The following is a 15,112-nucleotide window of genomic DNA, read 5'->3' on the forward strand; positions in this document are numbered from 1 at the left end:
CAAGGCATTTCTGGAACGGCGTGAACCTCGTCCGCGCAAGGCCGATCTCCGAATCGAGCGCGGACACGCCGTGCATGATCGCTCTGAAGGTTCCTCAGATGCACCCTTGCGGGCTATATCTTTTGACACGATCCGTCGCCTATGTTGCACCGCACAACGCTGGAGGAATGCCGACGCGAACCCACGGCGCGACGAGGTGAAAGGTTCGTAAAAACAATTAATTAGGCATTAATCGCCAAGGCTCGACCGTTCCCTCGCCCCATGCAGAAACGCTGCCAGGGCGAGCGAGAGTCATCACTACAGGACACGCATCGTCCGGTTGCCGCAAGTGTCGCGGCCGCCGTCGGCTCTCGCTGTCCCAAGTCCACGCAAGGACGGAAGTCCAAGGAGGTCGACATGCGAAAGACCGGAACGATATCCACGATCCTGACCGCTGGCGCAGGAGCATTGCTGCTGGCGGCGCCGGCATTTGCCGGCACACGGCCAGACAACGGCAAGGCTTACGCCAGCACCGCCGCCAAGCCGCAATTGAGAACCGACGTCGGCCCGAAAAAGGGTTTCCCCGACACGCCCGGCCTCTCCCGCGCCCGTGACCGGGCAAGCGAGAATGCTGCCTTCAACCGCTACAAAAGCGGAGGCGCTGCCTGAACACCACCAACCGAAGCCGAAAAGAGGCCCCCGCCCCATCTGGCGGGGGCCTTATCGAGCTATAATGGCCAGAACCACAGGATCAGTGGCGTGCCGATCAGCACCACCAGCAGCGATAGCGGCGCGCCAAGCCGGGCATAATCGCCAAACCGGTATCCCCCCGGCCCCAGCACAAGCGTATTGCACTGGTGTCCGATAGGGGTGAGGAAATCACAGCCCGCGCCCACCGCAGTCGCGATCAGGAAGGCCTCGGGGCGGTAGTGGAGCTGCTGGGCGAATACCCCGGCAATCGGGGCCATGACCAGCACGGTCGCCGCGTTGTTGAGGAACGGGGTCACCGCCATGGCTGCGACAAGGATCAGCGCAACCGCCCCCCATGCAGGAAGCTTCACGGCGAAATCGGCAAGCAACGTGGCGATAACGTCGGAGGCCCCGGTCGTCTGCAATGACGCGCTGACGGGAATCAATGCGGCCAGCATGATGAGGATCGGCCATTCGATGGCCTTGTACGCCTCATCCGCAGGAAGCGCGCCGGTGATCACGGTCAGCCCCGCAGCGGCAAAGAACGCCAATGCAGCGGGCATGAAGCCGGTCCCCGCTGCCACCATCGCGGCGGCCAGGATCGCGAGTGACAACCACCGGGTCCGCTTCGAGCCCAGCCCGATCTTGCGTTCGGCCAGCGGCAGCGCCCCCATTTCGGCAAGCCGCGCCGGCAGGGTATCGAGCGGGCCTTGCAGAACGATCACATCGCCTGCCTGCAGCACCGTGTTGCCGGGCTTGTTGGCGATCGTCTCGCCCTCGCGCGAAATGGCAAGAAGGTTGATGCCAAGCCGCTCGCGCATCTGCAAACGCCCGGCAGTGCGCCCGATCAGCCCGGAATCGGCATGTACCACGGCTTCGATAACGCCGATACCGTCGGGCTTGTGGCCACTGCCATCTTCGTCGTCACCTGCCAGCGCCAGCCGGTCGGCGCCGATAACCTGTTCGAGCAGGTTGGGCTCGCCGCTCAGGATCAGGACATCGCCTTCGCCGATATGGGTTTCCGGCGTAACCTCGCCGCGCATGTCGCCGCGCAGCAGGCCTGCAACCTCCACCTCACCCTCATGCCGTTCGACAAACTCGGCAACGCTCAAGCCTGCGATGGGCGATCCCGTCGTCACGGTAGCCTCGATCACATAGGCAGAGATGTTGATCGCTTCGGACATGCCCTGTGCTGCATGCCGATCGGTGGGCAGCAGGCGCCAGCCCACCGAAAGGAACACCAGGCCGACCGCCAGCAACGCCAGGCCCGTTGGCAAGTAGTCGAACATGCGAAACGGCTCGCCCGTCATCTCCTCGCGCACGCGGCTGACGATGATGTTTGGCGAGGTGCCGATAAGAGTGGTCAGCCCGCCCAGAAGCGACGCAAACGCCATCGGCATGAGATAGAGCGACGGCGATGCCTTGTTGCGACGCGCCATCTGCACGGCTCCCGGCATCAACATGGCCAGCGCACCGACGTTTTTAATAAAGCCCGATGACAGTCCCACCGCCGCCGAAAGCACCAGCATTTGCCGCTGCGGCTTGCGGATGCGCTGGGCCAGGGATTGCAGCAACCGCTCGATCATGCCCGATCGTTGTACTGCGGCGGAAAGAACCAGCGCCGAGCCGACGATCACCACGATGTCATCGGAAAAACCGGTGAACGCGGCATCGGGCGAGACCACGCCGATCGCCACAGCGAACAACAGCGCGATGACGGTGGTCACGTCGTATCGGAAGCGCCCCCACAAAAACAGGGCCATCATCCCGCCAAGGGTGGCCAGTGAAAGCCATTGGGGCTGCGTCATTGCAGCACCTAACGCTTAACCGATATTCAGGTTCCGGCTCGGGCCTAGAACCGCAGTTCGCCCTGCACCGCCACGCCGCGCCGCGGGGCCTGCACAGGGCGGACTTGCGGCAGCAGGCAACGCGCTTTCCCCTGCAGGACATAGACCGCGTGGCGCTGTCCGCCGCGATTTTCGTGGTCGATGGCATAGCCCTTGTAATAGCGGCGCAGCAGGCCCGCCCCGACGAGTTCCGAAACCGCGCGGCTGAGGTTGCTCTTGCCCGAAGCCCGCACACGCGCGCGGACTTCATCCTCGATCACTTGCGCCGCTTCTCCCGGGTCTTCGGGCATGCGGCCTTCAAGGATCAGGTCAGAGCGTACCCGTTCGGTCAGGGCCACACGCCGAGGATCGCGCCCGCCCATCGGGGCAAGGCTGTCACACAGCCAGTCCCGCAAGGTGAAGGCCTGCCTCCCGCGCCGGACGAATGGCCCCGCCTCACCCTTCTCGTCGGCAACCTCGGCGATCAGGCTCAGCACCATGAACGCATAGCGCGGCCTGGAACTCGCCTGCGAAAGGCAGTTCAGCAAGGAGGACATCGCGCCATGGGAAGACGGGCCGGAAAGAATGGCAGTTTGGAACATTCAGGGATTCAACAAAGCACATAAGGTGACTCCTGTGAATCCCCGGCGAGTCGGGGCGACGTTGAAATCCAACTTTTGTCCCCTGTGACACTTTGCCCGAAGGCAAAGTGTCACAAGCTAACCTTTAATGACCGGCGGTGACGTCTTCTGGCTTGTTTTCGCTCAGCGCGGTTCCGTTATGCACATAGGCCGGTGCTTCGATCAGAATGAACGCGATCCGGCAGATCTCATCAGTGGTGTTCCGCCACAGATGGACAGTGCCACGCTGGACGATGACCCCGCCTTCTCGGATGGTCTTCTTCACGCCATTTTCCAGCTCCAGCTCCACTTCGCCCTTCATGACGATCCCATAGTCAATGGAATTGGTGCGGTGCATCGGACTTTCCTGGTGCGGCAGCATGTCGCAGATGCGGATGACCGACCCGCCGTTTAGCGTAAGGCCGGTCTCGCGATCCCGGCCATCGGTCTCGTCGTTGTTGTCTGCCGGAACCGTGGCTGTCGACCAGATGGTCAGCATGGCAGCATCGCCCGTGGGAATCAGCTCCAGTGGCGTGACGTCCTCGGACTTGAATATCGCGCGACCATCGCTGTCATGCCCCGTCACCACCCGCTGAACAGGCGGCAAGCCGAAATCGTAAACTCTGCTGGTCATGCTCTCGTCACCTTCTGCTCAAGCTCGCCAAACGGCGCGCGCCCATTTTCATCTGTCGCATACATGCGAACGCGGTCGCCAAACTTCATGAACTCCGTCTTCGGCTGCCCGAGGTCGATCACCTCGATCCCGCGACGTTCTGCAATGCACGACGAGCCGATATCGCGGAAGTTGGCATTAGACACCGTGCCCGATCCGATCACCGTGCCGGCGACAAGATCGCGGGTCCTCGCCGCGTGGGCAACCAGTTCGTGGAAGCCATAGCCCATGGGCTCTCCCTGCGCGGCCCCGAACTGCTTGCCGTTCCATTCCACGTTCAGGGTCAGGCAGACCCGGCCATGCCGCCAAGCATCACCGAGCTCGTCGGGAGTGACAGCGAACGGTGCCATACCGCACGGCGGCTTTGCCTGAATCCAACCGAAGCCGGTCTTCATTTCAGGTCCTGCGAGAGTGCGCAACGACCAGTCGTTGATCTGCACGATCAGCCGGATATGCTTAAAGGCATCGGCCGGAGTCGTGCCCATGGGCACGGCGTCAACAACCACCCCGAATTCGCCTTCAAAGTCGATGCCCAGCGATTCGTCGGAAAACGGCACGTTGTCATACGGCCCGTAGAACCTGTCTGAGACACCTTGGTACATCAGCGGCAGATCGGTCTTCGGTTTTGAAATGCCCAGCACGGCATCCATCAGGTCGCCGTGGCTTTGATAGGCAGATCCGTCGAGCCACTGCCAGGCACGAGGCAACGGGGCACAAAGATCGGTCTTGGCGAGCTCGTCCGGGAATTCCCCGACACCAGCGAGCAACTTCAGGGCAAGATCCCAGTTCTCGAGCGCATCCTGCAAGGTCGGAATGGGCGCGAATGCATATCGCAATCCGTCCGGAGATATGACGACGAGCCGCCCGTCCTTCGATCCATCTCGCAATGTTGCCAACCGCATTGGCATCCCTTCCCTTTATCTTCCCTACGCTCACGTCGTCTATTTCCTGGCAAATCCCGAAGCAAAGGCGTTGGATCGATATGATGGCATCGAAAGAATGCGATGGTGTGGGTCTGGCGGGTCCTGCAGTTGGTGCGCGTTGGAAGCACTTGAGGGGAGATTCATGGCCATATGGCTGAAGCGCGGCGCTGCTGCGGAGAGCAAGGCGGAGGCGGATCGCAAGGTTCGTGACGTTGTCGAGGCGGCGCTGGCGGACATCGAGAAGCGTGGTGATGCTGCGGTTCGCGAGATGAGCGTGAAGTTCGATGGCTGGGACCGTGACGACTATCGCCTGAGCCAGGCGGAGATCGATGCGGCGGTGGACAGCCTGTCGCCGCAGGAGCGCAAGGACATCGAGTTTGCGCAGGCCCAGGTGCGCAATTTCGCGCAGATCCAGCGCGAGAGCATGAAGGACGTCGAGGTCGAGACGATGCCTGGCGTCGTGCTTGGCCACAGAAACGTCCCGATCCAGGCGGCCGGCTGCTATGTGCCGGGCGGCAAGTATCCCGCTGCTGGCCTCGGCGCACATGTCGGTGATCACGGCCAAGGTGGCCGGCGTCCCGCGCGTCGTGACCTGCGCGCCTCCGTTCCAGGGCAAGCCCGCGCGCGCCATCGTTGCAGCGCAGGCCCTGGCCGGGGCGGACACCATCTATGCGCTGGGCGGCATCCAGGCGATCGGGGCCATGGCCATCGGCACCGAGACGATCGACCCGGTCGACATCCTTGTCGGGCCCGGCAACGCTTTCGTCGCCGAAGCCAAGCGCCAGCTGTTCGGCCGCGTCGGCATCGACCTCTTCGCCGGCCCGACCGAGACCCTGATCATTGCCGACGAGATCGGCTGCGATCCGGAGATGGCCGCGACCGACATTCTCGGCCAGATCGAGCACGGACCGGACAGCCCCGGCGTGCTGCTGACCAATTCGGAGAGCTTTGCGCGGGCGACGATGGCCGAGATCGACCGTCTGCTCGAGATCCTGCCGACCGCCGATCACGCGCGCAAGGCGTGGGAAGCGTTCGGTGAAGTCATCGTCGCCGACAGTTACGAGATGATGGTGCGCATTGCCGACGACATCGCCAGCGAGCACGTGCAGGTGATGACCGCCGACCCTGACTACTTCCTGCAGAACATGACCAACTACGGCGCGCTGTTCCTGGGCAATCGCACCAACGTCTCGTTCGGCGACAAGGTCATCGGCACCAACCACACCCTGCCCACGAAGAAGGCCGCGCGCTATACCGGTGGCCTGTGGGTGGGCAAGTTCCTCAAGACCTGCACCTACCAGAAGGTCCTGACCGACGAGGCTTCGGCGCTGGTGGGCGAATACTGCAGCCGCCTCTGCGCGCTGGAAGGCTTTGCCGGCCACGGCGAGCAGGCCAACATCCGCGTGCGCCGCTTCGGCGGGCGCGATGTGCCTTACGCCGGGCAGGCCGCGCCGAGTGAACTGACCAAAGCATGAGGGGCGTGGCATGACTCCCCTGCCCCGCACCCCCTCGCTGCGTCTTGATGGCAAGCGGGCGGTCGTGACAGGCGCAGGGCGAGGCATCGGTCTGGCCGCCGCCGCTGCCCTTGCCCAGGCGGGCGCGGCGGTCACTCTCGTCGCCCGCTCGTCCGGCGAGATCGCGCAAGCGGCAGCCGCGATCGGCAACGGCGCGCAAGGCGCCACGCTCGACGTCGCCGACCTCGACGCCGTGGCTGCGTTCTTTGCCGAGCGCGAGCCGTTTCACGTGCTGGTCAACAACGCCGGCACCAACCGGCCCATGCCGATGTGGGACGTCGGCCCGGCGGACTACGATGCCGTCCTGGGCCTCAACCTGCGCGCGGCCTTCTTTGTCGCGCAGGCCTGCGCCCGCCGGATGATCGAGACCGGCACGCCAGGCTCCCTCATCCACATGGGCTCGCAGATGGGCCATGTCGGCGGACCCAACCGCTCGCTCTATTGCGCAAGCAAATGGGCGATCGAAGGCATGAACAAGTCCTTTGCGCTCGACCTGGCGCAGCATGGCATCCGATCGAACACGATCGCGCCGACCTTCATCGAAACCCCGCTGACCGAGCCGATGTTCGCCGACCCGGCCTTCCGGGCCAGCGTGCTGGCCAGGATCAAGCTGGGACGGATCGGCAAGGTCGAGGACCTGATGGGCGCCGTGCTGTTCCTTGCAACCGACGCCTCCGCGCTGATGACCGGAACCAGCCTCGTCGTCGATGGCGGCTGGACCGCAGAATAGGATTGCACGATGTTCGAACCCTTTCCCGGTAACTATGTCTGGAACCTGGGCATCAACCTTGCCCTGATCGCAGGCGGCAACCACGGCGAACTGGACGAGGTCTGCCGGCCCGTCCGGGAGGCGGCAAAGGCCGGCGCCGATGCCGGGTCCGCACAACTGTTCGACAGCTGGATTGCCGTGGCCGATCAGGTGACCCGCAATGCCGAACGCGACGAGGCCGATGGCTATCTCCTCTCGGCCGGCGCCAAGTACCTGCGCGCTTCGGGATACTACCTCGGGGCCGAGCGCCTGCAGAGCCGCGACTACGCGCCGCGCTGGGCGGCCTATGACAAGGGCCTCGAACTCTACCACAAGGGCAGCGCGCTTAGCGGCCTCCATGTCGAGAAGGTGGAGATCCCCTACGAGGGAGCGAGCTATCCGGCGATCTTCGTCCACGATGGCAGCGGCACGCCGCGGCCCACGCTGGTCTCGGTCAATGGCCTCGATTCCATGAAGGAGCAGGTGTGCATGGCAGGCCATGGCGCGGTGAACCTGGCCCGCGGCATGAACACGCTCTTCCTCGACCAGCCCGGCACCGGCGAAGCGATCCGCAAGCGCAATCTCCCCGCCGTCCACGACGCCGAACGCTGGGGCAGCCCGGCCTTCGACTATCTCCTGACGCGCAGCGATGTGATTCACTCGAAGATCGGCATCTTCGGCCTGTCCTTCGGTGGCTACCACGCCCCGCGCATCGCCGCGAACGATCCCCGTTACGCACTGTGTGCCGTCATGGGCGCAAACCACGTCTGGGGCCAGCGCCAGCGCGAACGCGTCGCCAACGAGGGCGAGAACCCCGTCCCGCACTACTGGGACCACGTCATGTGGGTCTTCGGCATCGACGATCGCGAGGCCTTCCTCGCCTACGCCGACCAGATCACCCTCGACGGACAGGTCGACAAGATCCGCGTGCCATTCCTCGTCACCCACGGCGAAAACGACCGCCAGATCCCCGTCTACAACGCCCGCATGAGCTACGATCAGGCCACCAACAGCCCAAAACGCTCCCTGCGCATCTTCACAAAGGCCGACTTCGAAGTCGAACACTGCGGCGCCGACAACGGCACCGCCATGCGCGACTACATCGCAGACTGGTGCGCCCAAACATTCAACGAAATGGTGTAGACCTCATGGCTGACTTTACTTTCCATCACGGCGGCGTGTCGGTCCCCTCGCTCGAACAGGCGATCGAATGGTATGGCACGATCCTCGGCTTCACTGTGGAACACCGCTTCTACATCGAGGCCGCGAGGAGCCACACGGCCATGCTGCGCAAGGGGCCTCTCCGGTTCGAAATCTTTGAGGTCGAGGGGGCAGCCCCCCTGCCGGACGAACGCCGCTACCCACCGCGCGACGTTCAGACTCACGGGAACAAGCATGTCGCTTTTCAGGTCGCCGACCTGGATTCCTTTTTGGCGGAAATGGAACAGAAAGGTGCTGACATCGCGATGGTCGTGCGCGAAAGCTTCGGCAGGGGATGCTTTATACGTGACTGCGCGGGCAATCTGATCGAATTCGTGGAGGGCGTGGCCTGAACCCGCGACGATATCTACATCGTCAACGAAGCCCCGAATCCACCGACGCAGGTCAGATGGGGGATCCTCTGCGCAAAGCTGAACTCCGGCCCTCTTCTCATCCCATGCAATAAGACGAATAGGGGCGCCTCTCTGTCGGGGCGCCCCTTTCTGCAATCTCAGATGGCGTGCTCGTCCTCTTCGGTCAGATTTGCCAGATCGCCCTCGATCGGACGTTTCCCGGGCTTGGAGCGACGATAGGGATCAAAACTTTTACGGTCTTGGTCGAAGGTCATCTCCCAAGGGATGTCGTCGCCCCGGAAGATCTTGGGAGCGTTGTGCGACCAGAGCAGCGAGCCGAACTTGAAGTCCCACGCACGCGGCACCCACCCATCGTCGACATAATCCGTGTCGGCATGATATTCGGCCTCGCCGGCATGCCCGGGAATCTCGCAATAATAATAGATTGCACTCGAGATACGGTGCCGGGAGATACCGCCACTCGTGTTCATGGTGGTATTTTTCCAGCCCTTGTTGTCCATGATGTTGGCGCCGAGCATGACCTCGTCGATGTCATCGCAGCCGAATGCGATGTGCATGAACTTGAAGTGATCCGGAGCGATGGGAAGATCGCAGTTCACCCAGAAGATCGAATGATGCTCGAACGTACCCCCCGCCCGGGCGAAGATACCGGTCCCCTTCGAATGATCGACATAGCGGAAGCCGAGGTGCCGTTCGTAGAACTCGAAGCTGCCGACATAGTCGGTGCTGAAAAAGACGACGTGGTTGATCGTCTTCGGCCGTGCCCGCTTCCGCCAGATGCGGTGCTGGTTGAAGCGCGGCCAGCTTGACGGCGTGTTGACCGGACTGGCTTCCGAAACCACCGGCTTCTTCTGCCAGACACGCAGGGCAATGGGCTGACCATCCGGGCAAACGCAATGCACGGTTCCATCCGCGTCCCGGGCGACCGGCACTTCGCCGGCCAGGCTCGCGGCGAGCAACTCGAGATTTTCGGTCGTGTCTACCCCCCAGACAGTCTCCTTGATCCCGTCGCCGACATAGGGATCAGGTGAAGGCAGCCTGGCATCCCCATGCGGCAGAAGCACGAGGCGACTACCGGATGGCAGGAGAAAGGTTGCTTCCTCTTCGCTGGCGTGTTCGATCTGCAGGCCGAAATCGACCCAGAAGCGGGTATGCTCAGCGATGTCGGTCACGCCGAAAATGACACGTTCGATACCGATGACGGCTGTAGAATCCTTGGGTGGCATGATTACTCCGGAAGTCCCCTTAGCCGGACTGTCATGCCTAATAACCGCAAGGTCCGGAAACCAAAGTTTCCGGACCCGTGATATCGATACCGCAAATGGATCAGACGGGTTCGGCAAGTTTCTTCCGAATCTGATCGGTCAGCTGCATCGGATCGCCGGCGCTTTCCGGATGCATTTCCCACTCGCCAAGCCGGATCGAACTCAGGCCAACCAGCTTTGCGCGTTCGAACCGCCGTTCCATGAACGCCGCCAGAGCGCTGTCTACTTCGCGCTCCGCGACTTCCTCGGCCAGCACAACCGCATCCTCGACGGCCATGGCCGCGCCTTGGCCCAAGTGTGGTGTGGCGGAATGCGCAGCATCGCCAATGAGAACGATCCGCCCTTGATACCAAGGAGCCGGCATGATGCAGGCTTCCAACGGGCGATAGACCACGAGCGAAGGGTCGGTGACATGCCGCGCCGCCTCAGCCAGGATGCCGCCGTATCCCTCGAGGCGGCGACGCATCTCGGCCGCGAGCGTTTCGGCAGGGAACCGGGGATTGCCAGGTTCTTCGAAGACCGCAAAGATGTACATCTCTTCAGGCGTCAGAGGGCAATACCCGGCCTTGCCCTTGTCCTTGCCGATGTAGATGTCTGCCCACTCCAGCTCTTGCGGCCGGGGCACGTTGTAGCGCCATACGCCCTGCCCTGTGTATTGGGGCTTCGCTTCGGGCCAGAGCGCCTTGCGGACGGCGGAGTAGTTGCCATCCGCACCGATCACCAGATCATACCTGCCGCAGGTTCCGTCGGTGAACTTGACATCGACACCGTCGCCATCGTCATCGAGACTATCGAACGACACGCCAAGCCGGACCGGAATGCCAAGCGCACGGACCTTCTCGGTCAGCACCTTGTGCAGGGCCGGACGGGTAAGGCCGAGGTCCGAGGGCAGGCCGTCGACTGCCGTGTCACCGGGCAATTCCTTCAGGACGTTCCCGTCGATGTCGAGGAATCGCGCGCCGCGGTAGGCGTAGCCCGCCGCGACAGCGCGGTCCCCCAAGCCCAGCATGTTGAGCGCGCGGACGAAATTGGCCTGCACGATGATGCCGACGTGATAGACCTTCCAGTCCTTGTCGCGCTCGACGACTTCAACCGCTATGCCGCGCTGGTGCAGGCCGATTGCTGCCGCGAGGCCGCCCACGCCGCCGCCGATGATGAGAACTCGGTTTGCCTTTGACATCGTATCGCCTTCCTTATTCGGCTGCTTCGGCCAGCGGGGCCGGGTCTGCGGGGTGGTAATGGAGCTGATCCGGCCGGGCATAGGTCACGTCCCAGTCCGGTTCGCTCTTCATGAAATCGGGGAGGTTCGTCATGTAGATCGCCGTGCCGAAGGCGCCGTCCCAGATGCGCGGCTTCCAGCTGTCGTCGACGCAATCGCAATCAGCGCCATACTCGGCCTCGCCACCGGCGGGACAGGGAACGTAGAAGAACGCCGCAGATGTCAGGCGATGGCGGCCGAAGCCCCAGTTCCAGTCGCCATAGGTATACCCGCGCCGATCCAGGTAGTTCTTGGCGACCATCAGCTCGTCGATGTCCTCGACTTCCCAGTTGGCGTGATGGAACTTCAGCGTGCCATTGAAGCCCGGCATCGGTGCGTGGGCATCGGCGAGGAAGATGTTGTGGTGCTCGTACGCGCCATCGGCCCGCATATAGACCCCGAACCCCTTCTGCATGTCGGTGATGCGGAAGCCGAGCATGTCGCGGTAGAAGTCGACAGCTTCCTGCACGTCGGGAAAGGTCCAGACGCAATGGTGCGTGCGCTTGGGCACAGCGCGATCGATCCATTTGCGCGGCTGGTTGAGGCGGGCAATGCGGCCCACCGTGTTCTGCGGCGTTGGCGCGCCGAACACCTGTCGCGGCTGCCAGACCTGCAGACCGATCGCCTGGCCGAAAGCGGTGACGAAGTGCACCACTCCTTCGTCATCGGTCGAGATCGGCACGCTACGCTCAAGACGCGCGACGAGACGCGCTAGAGCCTGCTCGCTGTCAACCGCCCAGATGCACTCGTGCACGCCTCGCGCGGTCTGCGCCGTGCCCTTGGGCAAACGCTCGTGCCCGCGGGCGAGGAAGAGCGATTGCGAACCGTCCGCTGCTTCGAACATTGCCGAAGCGCCATCCTGTTCGACCAGCGTCAGTCCGAAGTCAGTGAAGAAACGAACGCAGGCGCCGACATCGTCCACCAACCATGTCAGCCGCCTGATTCCAATAATCGCCATCGCTGGTCTCCCGAAACTACGGGAAGAGTCATGACGGCGCGCAGACCTTGGATTGTTGATCTATCGCAATTCGACGAGATGCATTGTTTCGCTGCGATCCAATCCAGAAAACCGAAATCAGTTCTTGCGGAACAGGAACGTCAGCAGGAACAGCACGGTGCGCAGATCGAGCAGCTTCAGCGCCGCGCGCGCTTCGGCAGGCGTGAGCTTCGCCACCATCGGCATGGCCCCGAAGATCTTGCCGCGAATGACCAGAGTGTTGCCATCCGGCTCGATCTTGCGGATCGCCATCAGTTCCTTGTCGTTGGCATCGAGAATCGTCGCCACCGGCACCTTCTTGCGTGCGTTGCTCATTACACCGGCCCCCCGCATACCTTGTCGTAGTCAATCCCCATGTCGTCCATCATCTGGATCGCGGTGGCGCGCCCGGCGCCGAACACGCCGCCACCCGGGTGCATGAACGGGCCGACCAGATACAGCCCCTCGATCCCCGGCACGCGCAGGTTGCCGAGGTCAGGCGTCGGGCGGTGCCCTGCCGACTGGTAGAAGAACGGCGCGCAGCCATGGATGTCGCCGCGCACGAAGCTGGCCGGGCTGTCGCGTTCGTGGTCCACCGGCGAACGCACGAGGCGGCCGGTGATGTTGTCGTCGGTGAGGTTCGAATAGAACTTGCGGTACTGGGCCAGTGCCTTGTCCGCCACTTCCATCTTGCGCTCCTCCCACGATGCGGGGCCACCGGGGTACAGGTCATAGGGCGCGAAGTTCACGCCATAGAACACGCCTGCCCCTTCGGGCGCGCGGCTGGGATCGAAGATGGTGTTGTCGCCGCCTGCGATCAGCCGCTCGCTGACTTCGCCGCGCCGCAGCTTGTCATACTCCAGGCACATGTCGCGCACGGTGTAGAAGTCCATCAGCTCGGTCATCATGGCATTGCAATCGTTGCCGACCTTCAGCTTCAGGCGCTCCTTCAACGTCATGTGGGTGAGGTTGATGGAGAACGTGGACTGCGTCACGCGCTCGGCGCGGGCCAGCACCGGCTCGGGCGTTTCGGCCACGAACTTGCGCAGCACGTGCGGGTGGATCGCGCCGATCACACCGTCGCGAGCCATGAAGGTTTCGCCGTCGACCAGCTCCAGCCCCGTCGCCTTGCCGCCCGAAACGATCACGCGCTTCACTTCGGCATTGCAGCGCACTTCGCCGCCGAAATGCTCGATGGCGCGGACCAGCGCGTGGGAAAGCTGGCCCGATCCGCCCTTGGGCATGGAACAGCCATAGGTGTGGACGATGCCGGGCATCACGAACGCGCCCATGCCGGTGCCCAGTTCATCGGGCATCTGCAGGTTTTCGGTGACCATGCGCACGATGTGCAGCTTCAGCAGCTCGCTGTCGAAATAGGCGTCCACGATGTCGAGCGCGGTGCGCTGCATCAGGTCGAGCAGGAAGCGCCCTTCGTCCGACTGATCCATCATCGCCACGAACGCGCCCATCGGAAACGGCGGGCTGTACAGACCGCTGACCAGCATCGGCAGCGCCGTCTGGCTCATCTCCACGAACCGGCGATAGGCGTCGGCATCCTTGGGGCTGCAGACGCGGGCCAGTTCCTCGCAGGTCTTGTCCAGGTCCTTGTAGCTGCGGATGACGGTGCCGTCGTCCCAGATCGAGACGTGGATCAGGTCGGGGTAGATGTACTCCAGTCCGAATTTGGAAAGCAGGCCCAGCTCGTCCTCGCGCAGCATGGGGTTGCCCTGGATCATGATGTGCACGTTGGAGTGCTCGTCATGCCAGAAGCCGGGGTGCAGCAATTCACGCGTGGAAACGCCGCCGCCATAGTGAGGCTTGCGTTCCAAGACGAGCACCTTCTTGCCCGCCTTGGCCATGTAGGCCGCCGCGACCAGCCCGTTGTGGCCGGCGCCCATCACGACAATGTCGTACTGGCTCATCTCAATGTTCTCCCGAAAAGAAGCTGCGGAAGCCGGCAAGGCCGGGCACGTGGCTGGCGCCGCCGCCGTCGCAGACAAGCACCTGGCCGGTCACGTTGCGGGCCGCGTCGCTGGCAAGGAAAGCCGCCGCCTCGGCGATGTCTTCCGGATCGCCCAGCTGTTCGCGCAGGGTTTCATCCTCCACCACCTTGCGCAGCGCGGGCGGAAAGGCTTCGCGCAGCGCCGGCGTCATGGTCATGCCCGGCGCCACCGCGTTGCAGCGCACGCCCAGCTTGCCGTGGCTGGCGGCAATGGCCCGCGTCATCTGGATGATGGCGGCCTTGCTGCTGGAATAGGCGGCCTGAATCAGGTGGCCCTGCAGCGCAAGGTTGCTCACCGTGTTGACGATGTTGCCGCGCACCTCGCGCAAGTGGGGCAGGGCGGCCCGGCACGCGATCATCGTGCCGCGCACGTTGACGGCATAGGTCCGGTCCCACAGCGCGGTGGCCATGTGTTCCACGTCGCCATCCTGCTGCGCAATATCGGGGCCCAGCAGCGCCGCGTTGTTGTGCAGCACGTCCAGCCGGCCGAAATGCTGCACCGTGGTGGCGATCATCGCCTCGGTCGATGCTTCGCTTTCCAGGTCCAGGTGGATGGCAATGGCGCCGGGCAGTTCGGCAGCCAGTTCCTCGGCCCGGTCGATCATGATATCGGCCACGGCCACCTTGCCGCCCCGCGCGGTAATCAGTCGTGCGGTGGCTGCGCCAATACCCCCGGCGCCGCCGGTGATGATGGCCACCTTGCCGTCAAAGCGGGTTGCGTCTGCGCTCATGCAAGTTTCTTCCTTTCAGTTCCAAGTCTGGCGTCCAGCTTGATGGGCCATGACCGCACCGTAGCCCGGCAGGCGCATGGCGTGCCGCTGCGCCCGAAGATCGTTACCAACCGCTGATCGAGATCTGCGCCGCCGGCAGTCTGCGTAGGTCTTAAGACAGCTTCCAGCTGCTCTGTCGCTGCGACCTGCTCTCCCATGCAATTGGCCCGATGCTCCGCGAAGGGTCGGCGATTGTCATTGCTCTTGGAAAGTTGGCTTAAACGGTTCGCGCGAGAGCGGAAGAAGGCACTTTTTTGTGCCTTGGGGAATGCCAGTGAAAGGCGCACGCGCGTC

14 protein-coding genes and 1 pseudogene are annotated in these 15,112 nt (G+C 63.3%); 5 read left to right on the forward strand and 10 right to left on the reverse strand.

Features of this window, described 5'->3' with window-relative positions; translation table 11 throughout:
* The first annotated feature begins 396 nt into the window (after positions 1–396).
* On the forward strand, positions 397–648 hold the full coding sequence (locus tag IM701_RS16700) for a hypothetical protein (protein WP_082013549.1): 252 nt from the start codon (positions 397–399) through the stop codon (positions 646–648).
* A 59-nt stretch (positions 649–707) separates the two neighbouring features.
* On the opposite strand, the gene IM701_RS16705 is transcribed toward IM701_RS16700, so the two are convergent.
* The 4 genes from IM701_RS16705 to IM701_RS16720 form a co-directional block, all read right to left on the reverse strand.
* Positions 708–2,477, reverse strand: coding sequence for an SLC13 family permease (locus IM701_RS16705; RefSeq protein WP_193828826.1), 1,770 nt, complete (start codon positions 2,475–2,477; stop codon positions 708–710).
* A 44-nt stretch (positions 2,478–2,521) separates the two neighbouring features.
* The gene (locus IM701_RS16710) at positions 2,522–3,097 is read right to left on the reverse strand and encodes a hypothetical protein (protein ID WP_039338518.1); all 576 of its coding nucleotides are present in this window, start codon (positions 3,095–3,097) and stop codon (positions 2,522–2,524) included.
* 124 nt (positions 3,098–3,221) lie between these two features.
* Positions 3,222–3,749 (reverse strand): cupin domain-containing protein, encoded by a 528-nt coding sequence (locus IM701_RS16715; RefSeq protein WP_039338517.1) that lies wholly within the window; start codon positions 3,747–3,749, stop codon positions 3,222–3,224.
* Positions 3,746–4,690, reverse strand: coding sequence for a fumarylacetoacetate hydrolase family protein (locus IM701_RS16720; protein WP_039338516.1), 945 nt, complete (start codon positions 4,688–4,690; stop codon positions 3,746–3,748). Before IM701_RS16720 ends, IM701_RS16715 begins: the two co-directional genes overlap by 4 nt.
* Before the next feature lie 163 nt (positions 4,691–4,853).
* Between IM701_RS16720 and hisD the strand changes: the two are divergent.
* The 4 genes and pseudogenes from hisD (at position 4,854) to IM701_RS16740 (ending at position 8,526) form a co-directional block, all read left to right on the forward strand.
* Positions 4,854–6,186: pseudogene (hisD, locus tag IM701_RS16725) on the forward strand (histidinol dehydrogenase).
* A gap of 10 nt (positions 6,187–6,196) precedes the next feature.
* Positions 6,197–6,955 carry an SDR family NAD(P)-dependent oxidoreductase gene (locus tag IM701_RS16730; RefSeq protein ID WP_193828729.1) on the forward strand — a complete coding sequence of 253 codons (759 nt, stop codon included), beginning with the start codon at positions 6,197–6,199 and terminating at the stop codon, positions 6,953–6,955.
* Positions 6,956–6,964: 9 nt separating this feature from the next.
* A complete protein-coding gene (locus tag IM701_RS16735) occupies positions 6,965–8,116 on the forward strand; it encodes a S9 family peptidase (protein ID WP_039336701.1) in 1,152 nt (383 codons plus the stop codon).
* A gap of 5 nt (positions 8,117–8,121) precedes the next feature.
* A complete protein-coding gene (locus tag IM701_RS16740; RefSeq protein WP_193828827.1) occupies positions 8,122–8,526 on the forward strand; it encodes a VOC family protein in 405 nt (134 codons plus the stop codon).
* A gap of 158 nt (positions 8,527–8,684) precedes the next feature.
* On the opposite strand, the gene IM701_RS16745 is transcribed toward IM701_RS16740, so the two are convergent.
* From IM701_RS16745 to IM701_RS16770, 6 genes are all read right to left on the reverse strand, one after another.
* Positions 8,685–9,773: a VOC family protein gene (locus IM701_RS16745; protein ID WP_193828828.1), complete on the reverse strand. Its 1,089-nt coding sequence runs from the start codon at positions 9,771–9,773 to the stop codon at positions 8,685–8,687.
* 100 nt (positions 9,774–9,873) lie between these two features.
* Positions 9,874–10,992 (reverse strand): FAD-dependent monooxygenase, encoded by a 1,119-nt coding sequence (locus IM701_RS16750; protein ID WP_193828829.1) that lies wholly within the window; start codon positions 10,990–10,992, stop codon positions 9,874–9,876.
* Positions 10,993–11,005: 13 nt separating this feature from the next.
* A complete protein-coding gene (locus IM701_RS16755) occupies positions 11,006–12,028 on the reverse strand; it encodes a VOC family protein (RefSeq protein WP_193828830.1) in 1,023 nt (340 codons plus the stop codon).
* A gap of 117 nt (positions 12,029–12,145) precedes the next feature.
* A complete protein-coding gene (locus tag IM701_RS16760; RefSeq protein WP_193828831.1) occupies positions 12,146–12,382 on the reverse strand; it encodes a hypothetical protein in 237 nt (78 codons plus the stop codon).
* The gene (locus tag IM701_RS16765; RefSeq protein ID WP_193828832.1) at positions 12,382–13,968 is read right to left on the reverse strand and encodes an NAD(P)/FAD-dependent oxidoreductase; all 1,587 of its coding nucleotides are present in this window, start codon (positions 13,966–13,968) and stop codon (positions 12,382–12,384) included. The genes IM701_RS16760 and IM701_RS16765 overlap by 1 nt, the downstream gene beginning before the upstream one ends.
* Position 13,969: 1 nt before the next feature.
* On the reverse strand, positions 13,970–14,779 hold the full coding sequence (locus IM701_RS16770) for an SDR family NAD(P)-dependent oxidoreductase (protein ID WP_193828489.1): 810 nt from the start codon (positions 14,777–14,779) through the stop codon (positions 13,970–13,972).
* Positions 14,780–15,112: the final 333 nt, after the last annotated feature.

The sequence above is a fragment of the Novosphingobium sp. ES2-1 genome (assembly GCF_015169775.1).
Lineage (GTDB): Bacteria > Pseudomonadota > Alphaproteobacteria > Sphingomonadales > Sphingomonadaceae > Novosphingobium > Novosphingobium subterraneum.

Coding starts and splice junctions, on each gene's coding strand:
- IM701_RS16770 (WP_193828489.1), bottom strand. CDS start 14,779: ATGAGCGCAGACGCAACCCGCTTTGACGGCAAGGTGGCCATCATCACC.
- IM701_RS16745 (WP_193828828.1), bottom strand. CDS start 9,773: ATGCCACCCAAGGATTCTACAGCCGTCATCGGTATCGAACGTGTCATT.
- IM701_RS16700 (WP_082013549.1), top strand. CDS start 397: ATGCGAAAGACCGGAACGATATCCACGATCCTGACCGCTGGCGCAGGA.
- IM701_RS16730 (WP_193828729.1), top strand. CDS start 6,197: ATGACTCCCCTGCCCCGCACCCCCTCGCTGCGTCTTGATGGCAAGCGG.
- IM701_RS16755 (WP_193828830.1), bottom strand. CDS start 12,028: ATGGCGATTATTGGAATCAGGCGGCTGACATGGTTGGTGGACGATGTC.
- IM701_RS16750 (WP_193828829.1), bottom strand. CDS start 10,992: ATGTCAAAGGCAAACCGAGTTCTCATCATCGGCGGCGGCGTGGGCGGC.
- IM701_RS16765 (WP_193828832.1), bottom strand. CDS start 13,968: ATGAGCCAGTACGACATTGTCGTGATGGGCGCCGGCCACAACGGGCTG.
- IM701_RS16720 (WP_039338516.1), bottom strand. CDS start 4,690: ATGCGGTTGGCAACATTGCGAGATGGATCGAAGGACGGGCGGCTCGTC.
- IM701_RS16735 (WP_039336701.1), top strand. CDS start 6,965: ATGTTCGAACCCTTTCCCGGTAACTATGTCTGGAACCTGGGCATCAAC.
- IM701_RS16740 (WP_193828827.1), top strand. CDS start 8,122: ATGGCTGACTTTACTTTCCATCACGGCGGCGTGTCGGTCCCCTCGCTC.
- IM701_RS16715 (WP_039338517.1), bottom strand. CDS start 3,749: ATGACCAGCAGAGTTTACGATTTCGGCTTGCCGCCTGTTCAGCGGGTG.
- IM701_RS16710 (WP_039338518.1), bottom strand. CDS start 3,097: ATGTTCCAAACTGCCATTCTTTCCGGCCCGTCTTCCCATGGCGCGATG.
- IM701_RS16705 (WP_193828826.1), bottom strand. CDS start 2,477: ATGACGCAGCCCCAATGGCTTTCACTGGCCACCCTTGGCGGGATGATG.
- IM701_RS16760 (WP_193828831.1), bottom strand. CDS start 12,382: ATGAGCAACGCACGCAAGAAGGTGCCGGTGGCGACGATTCTCGATGCC.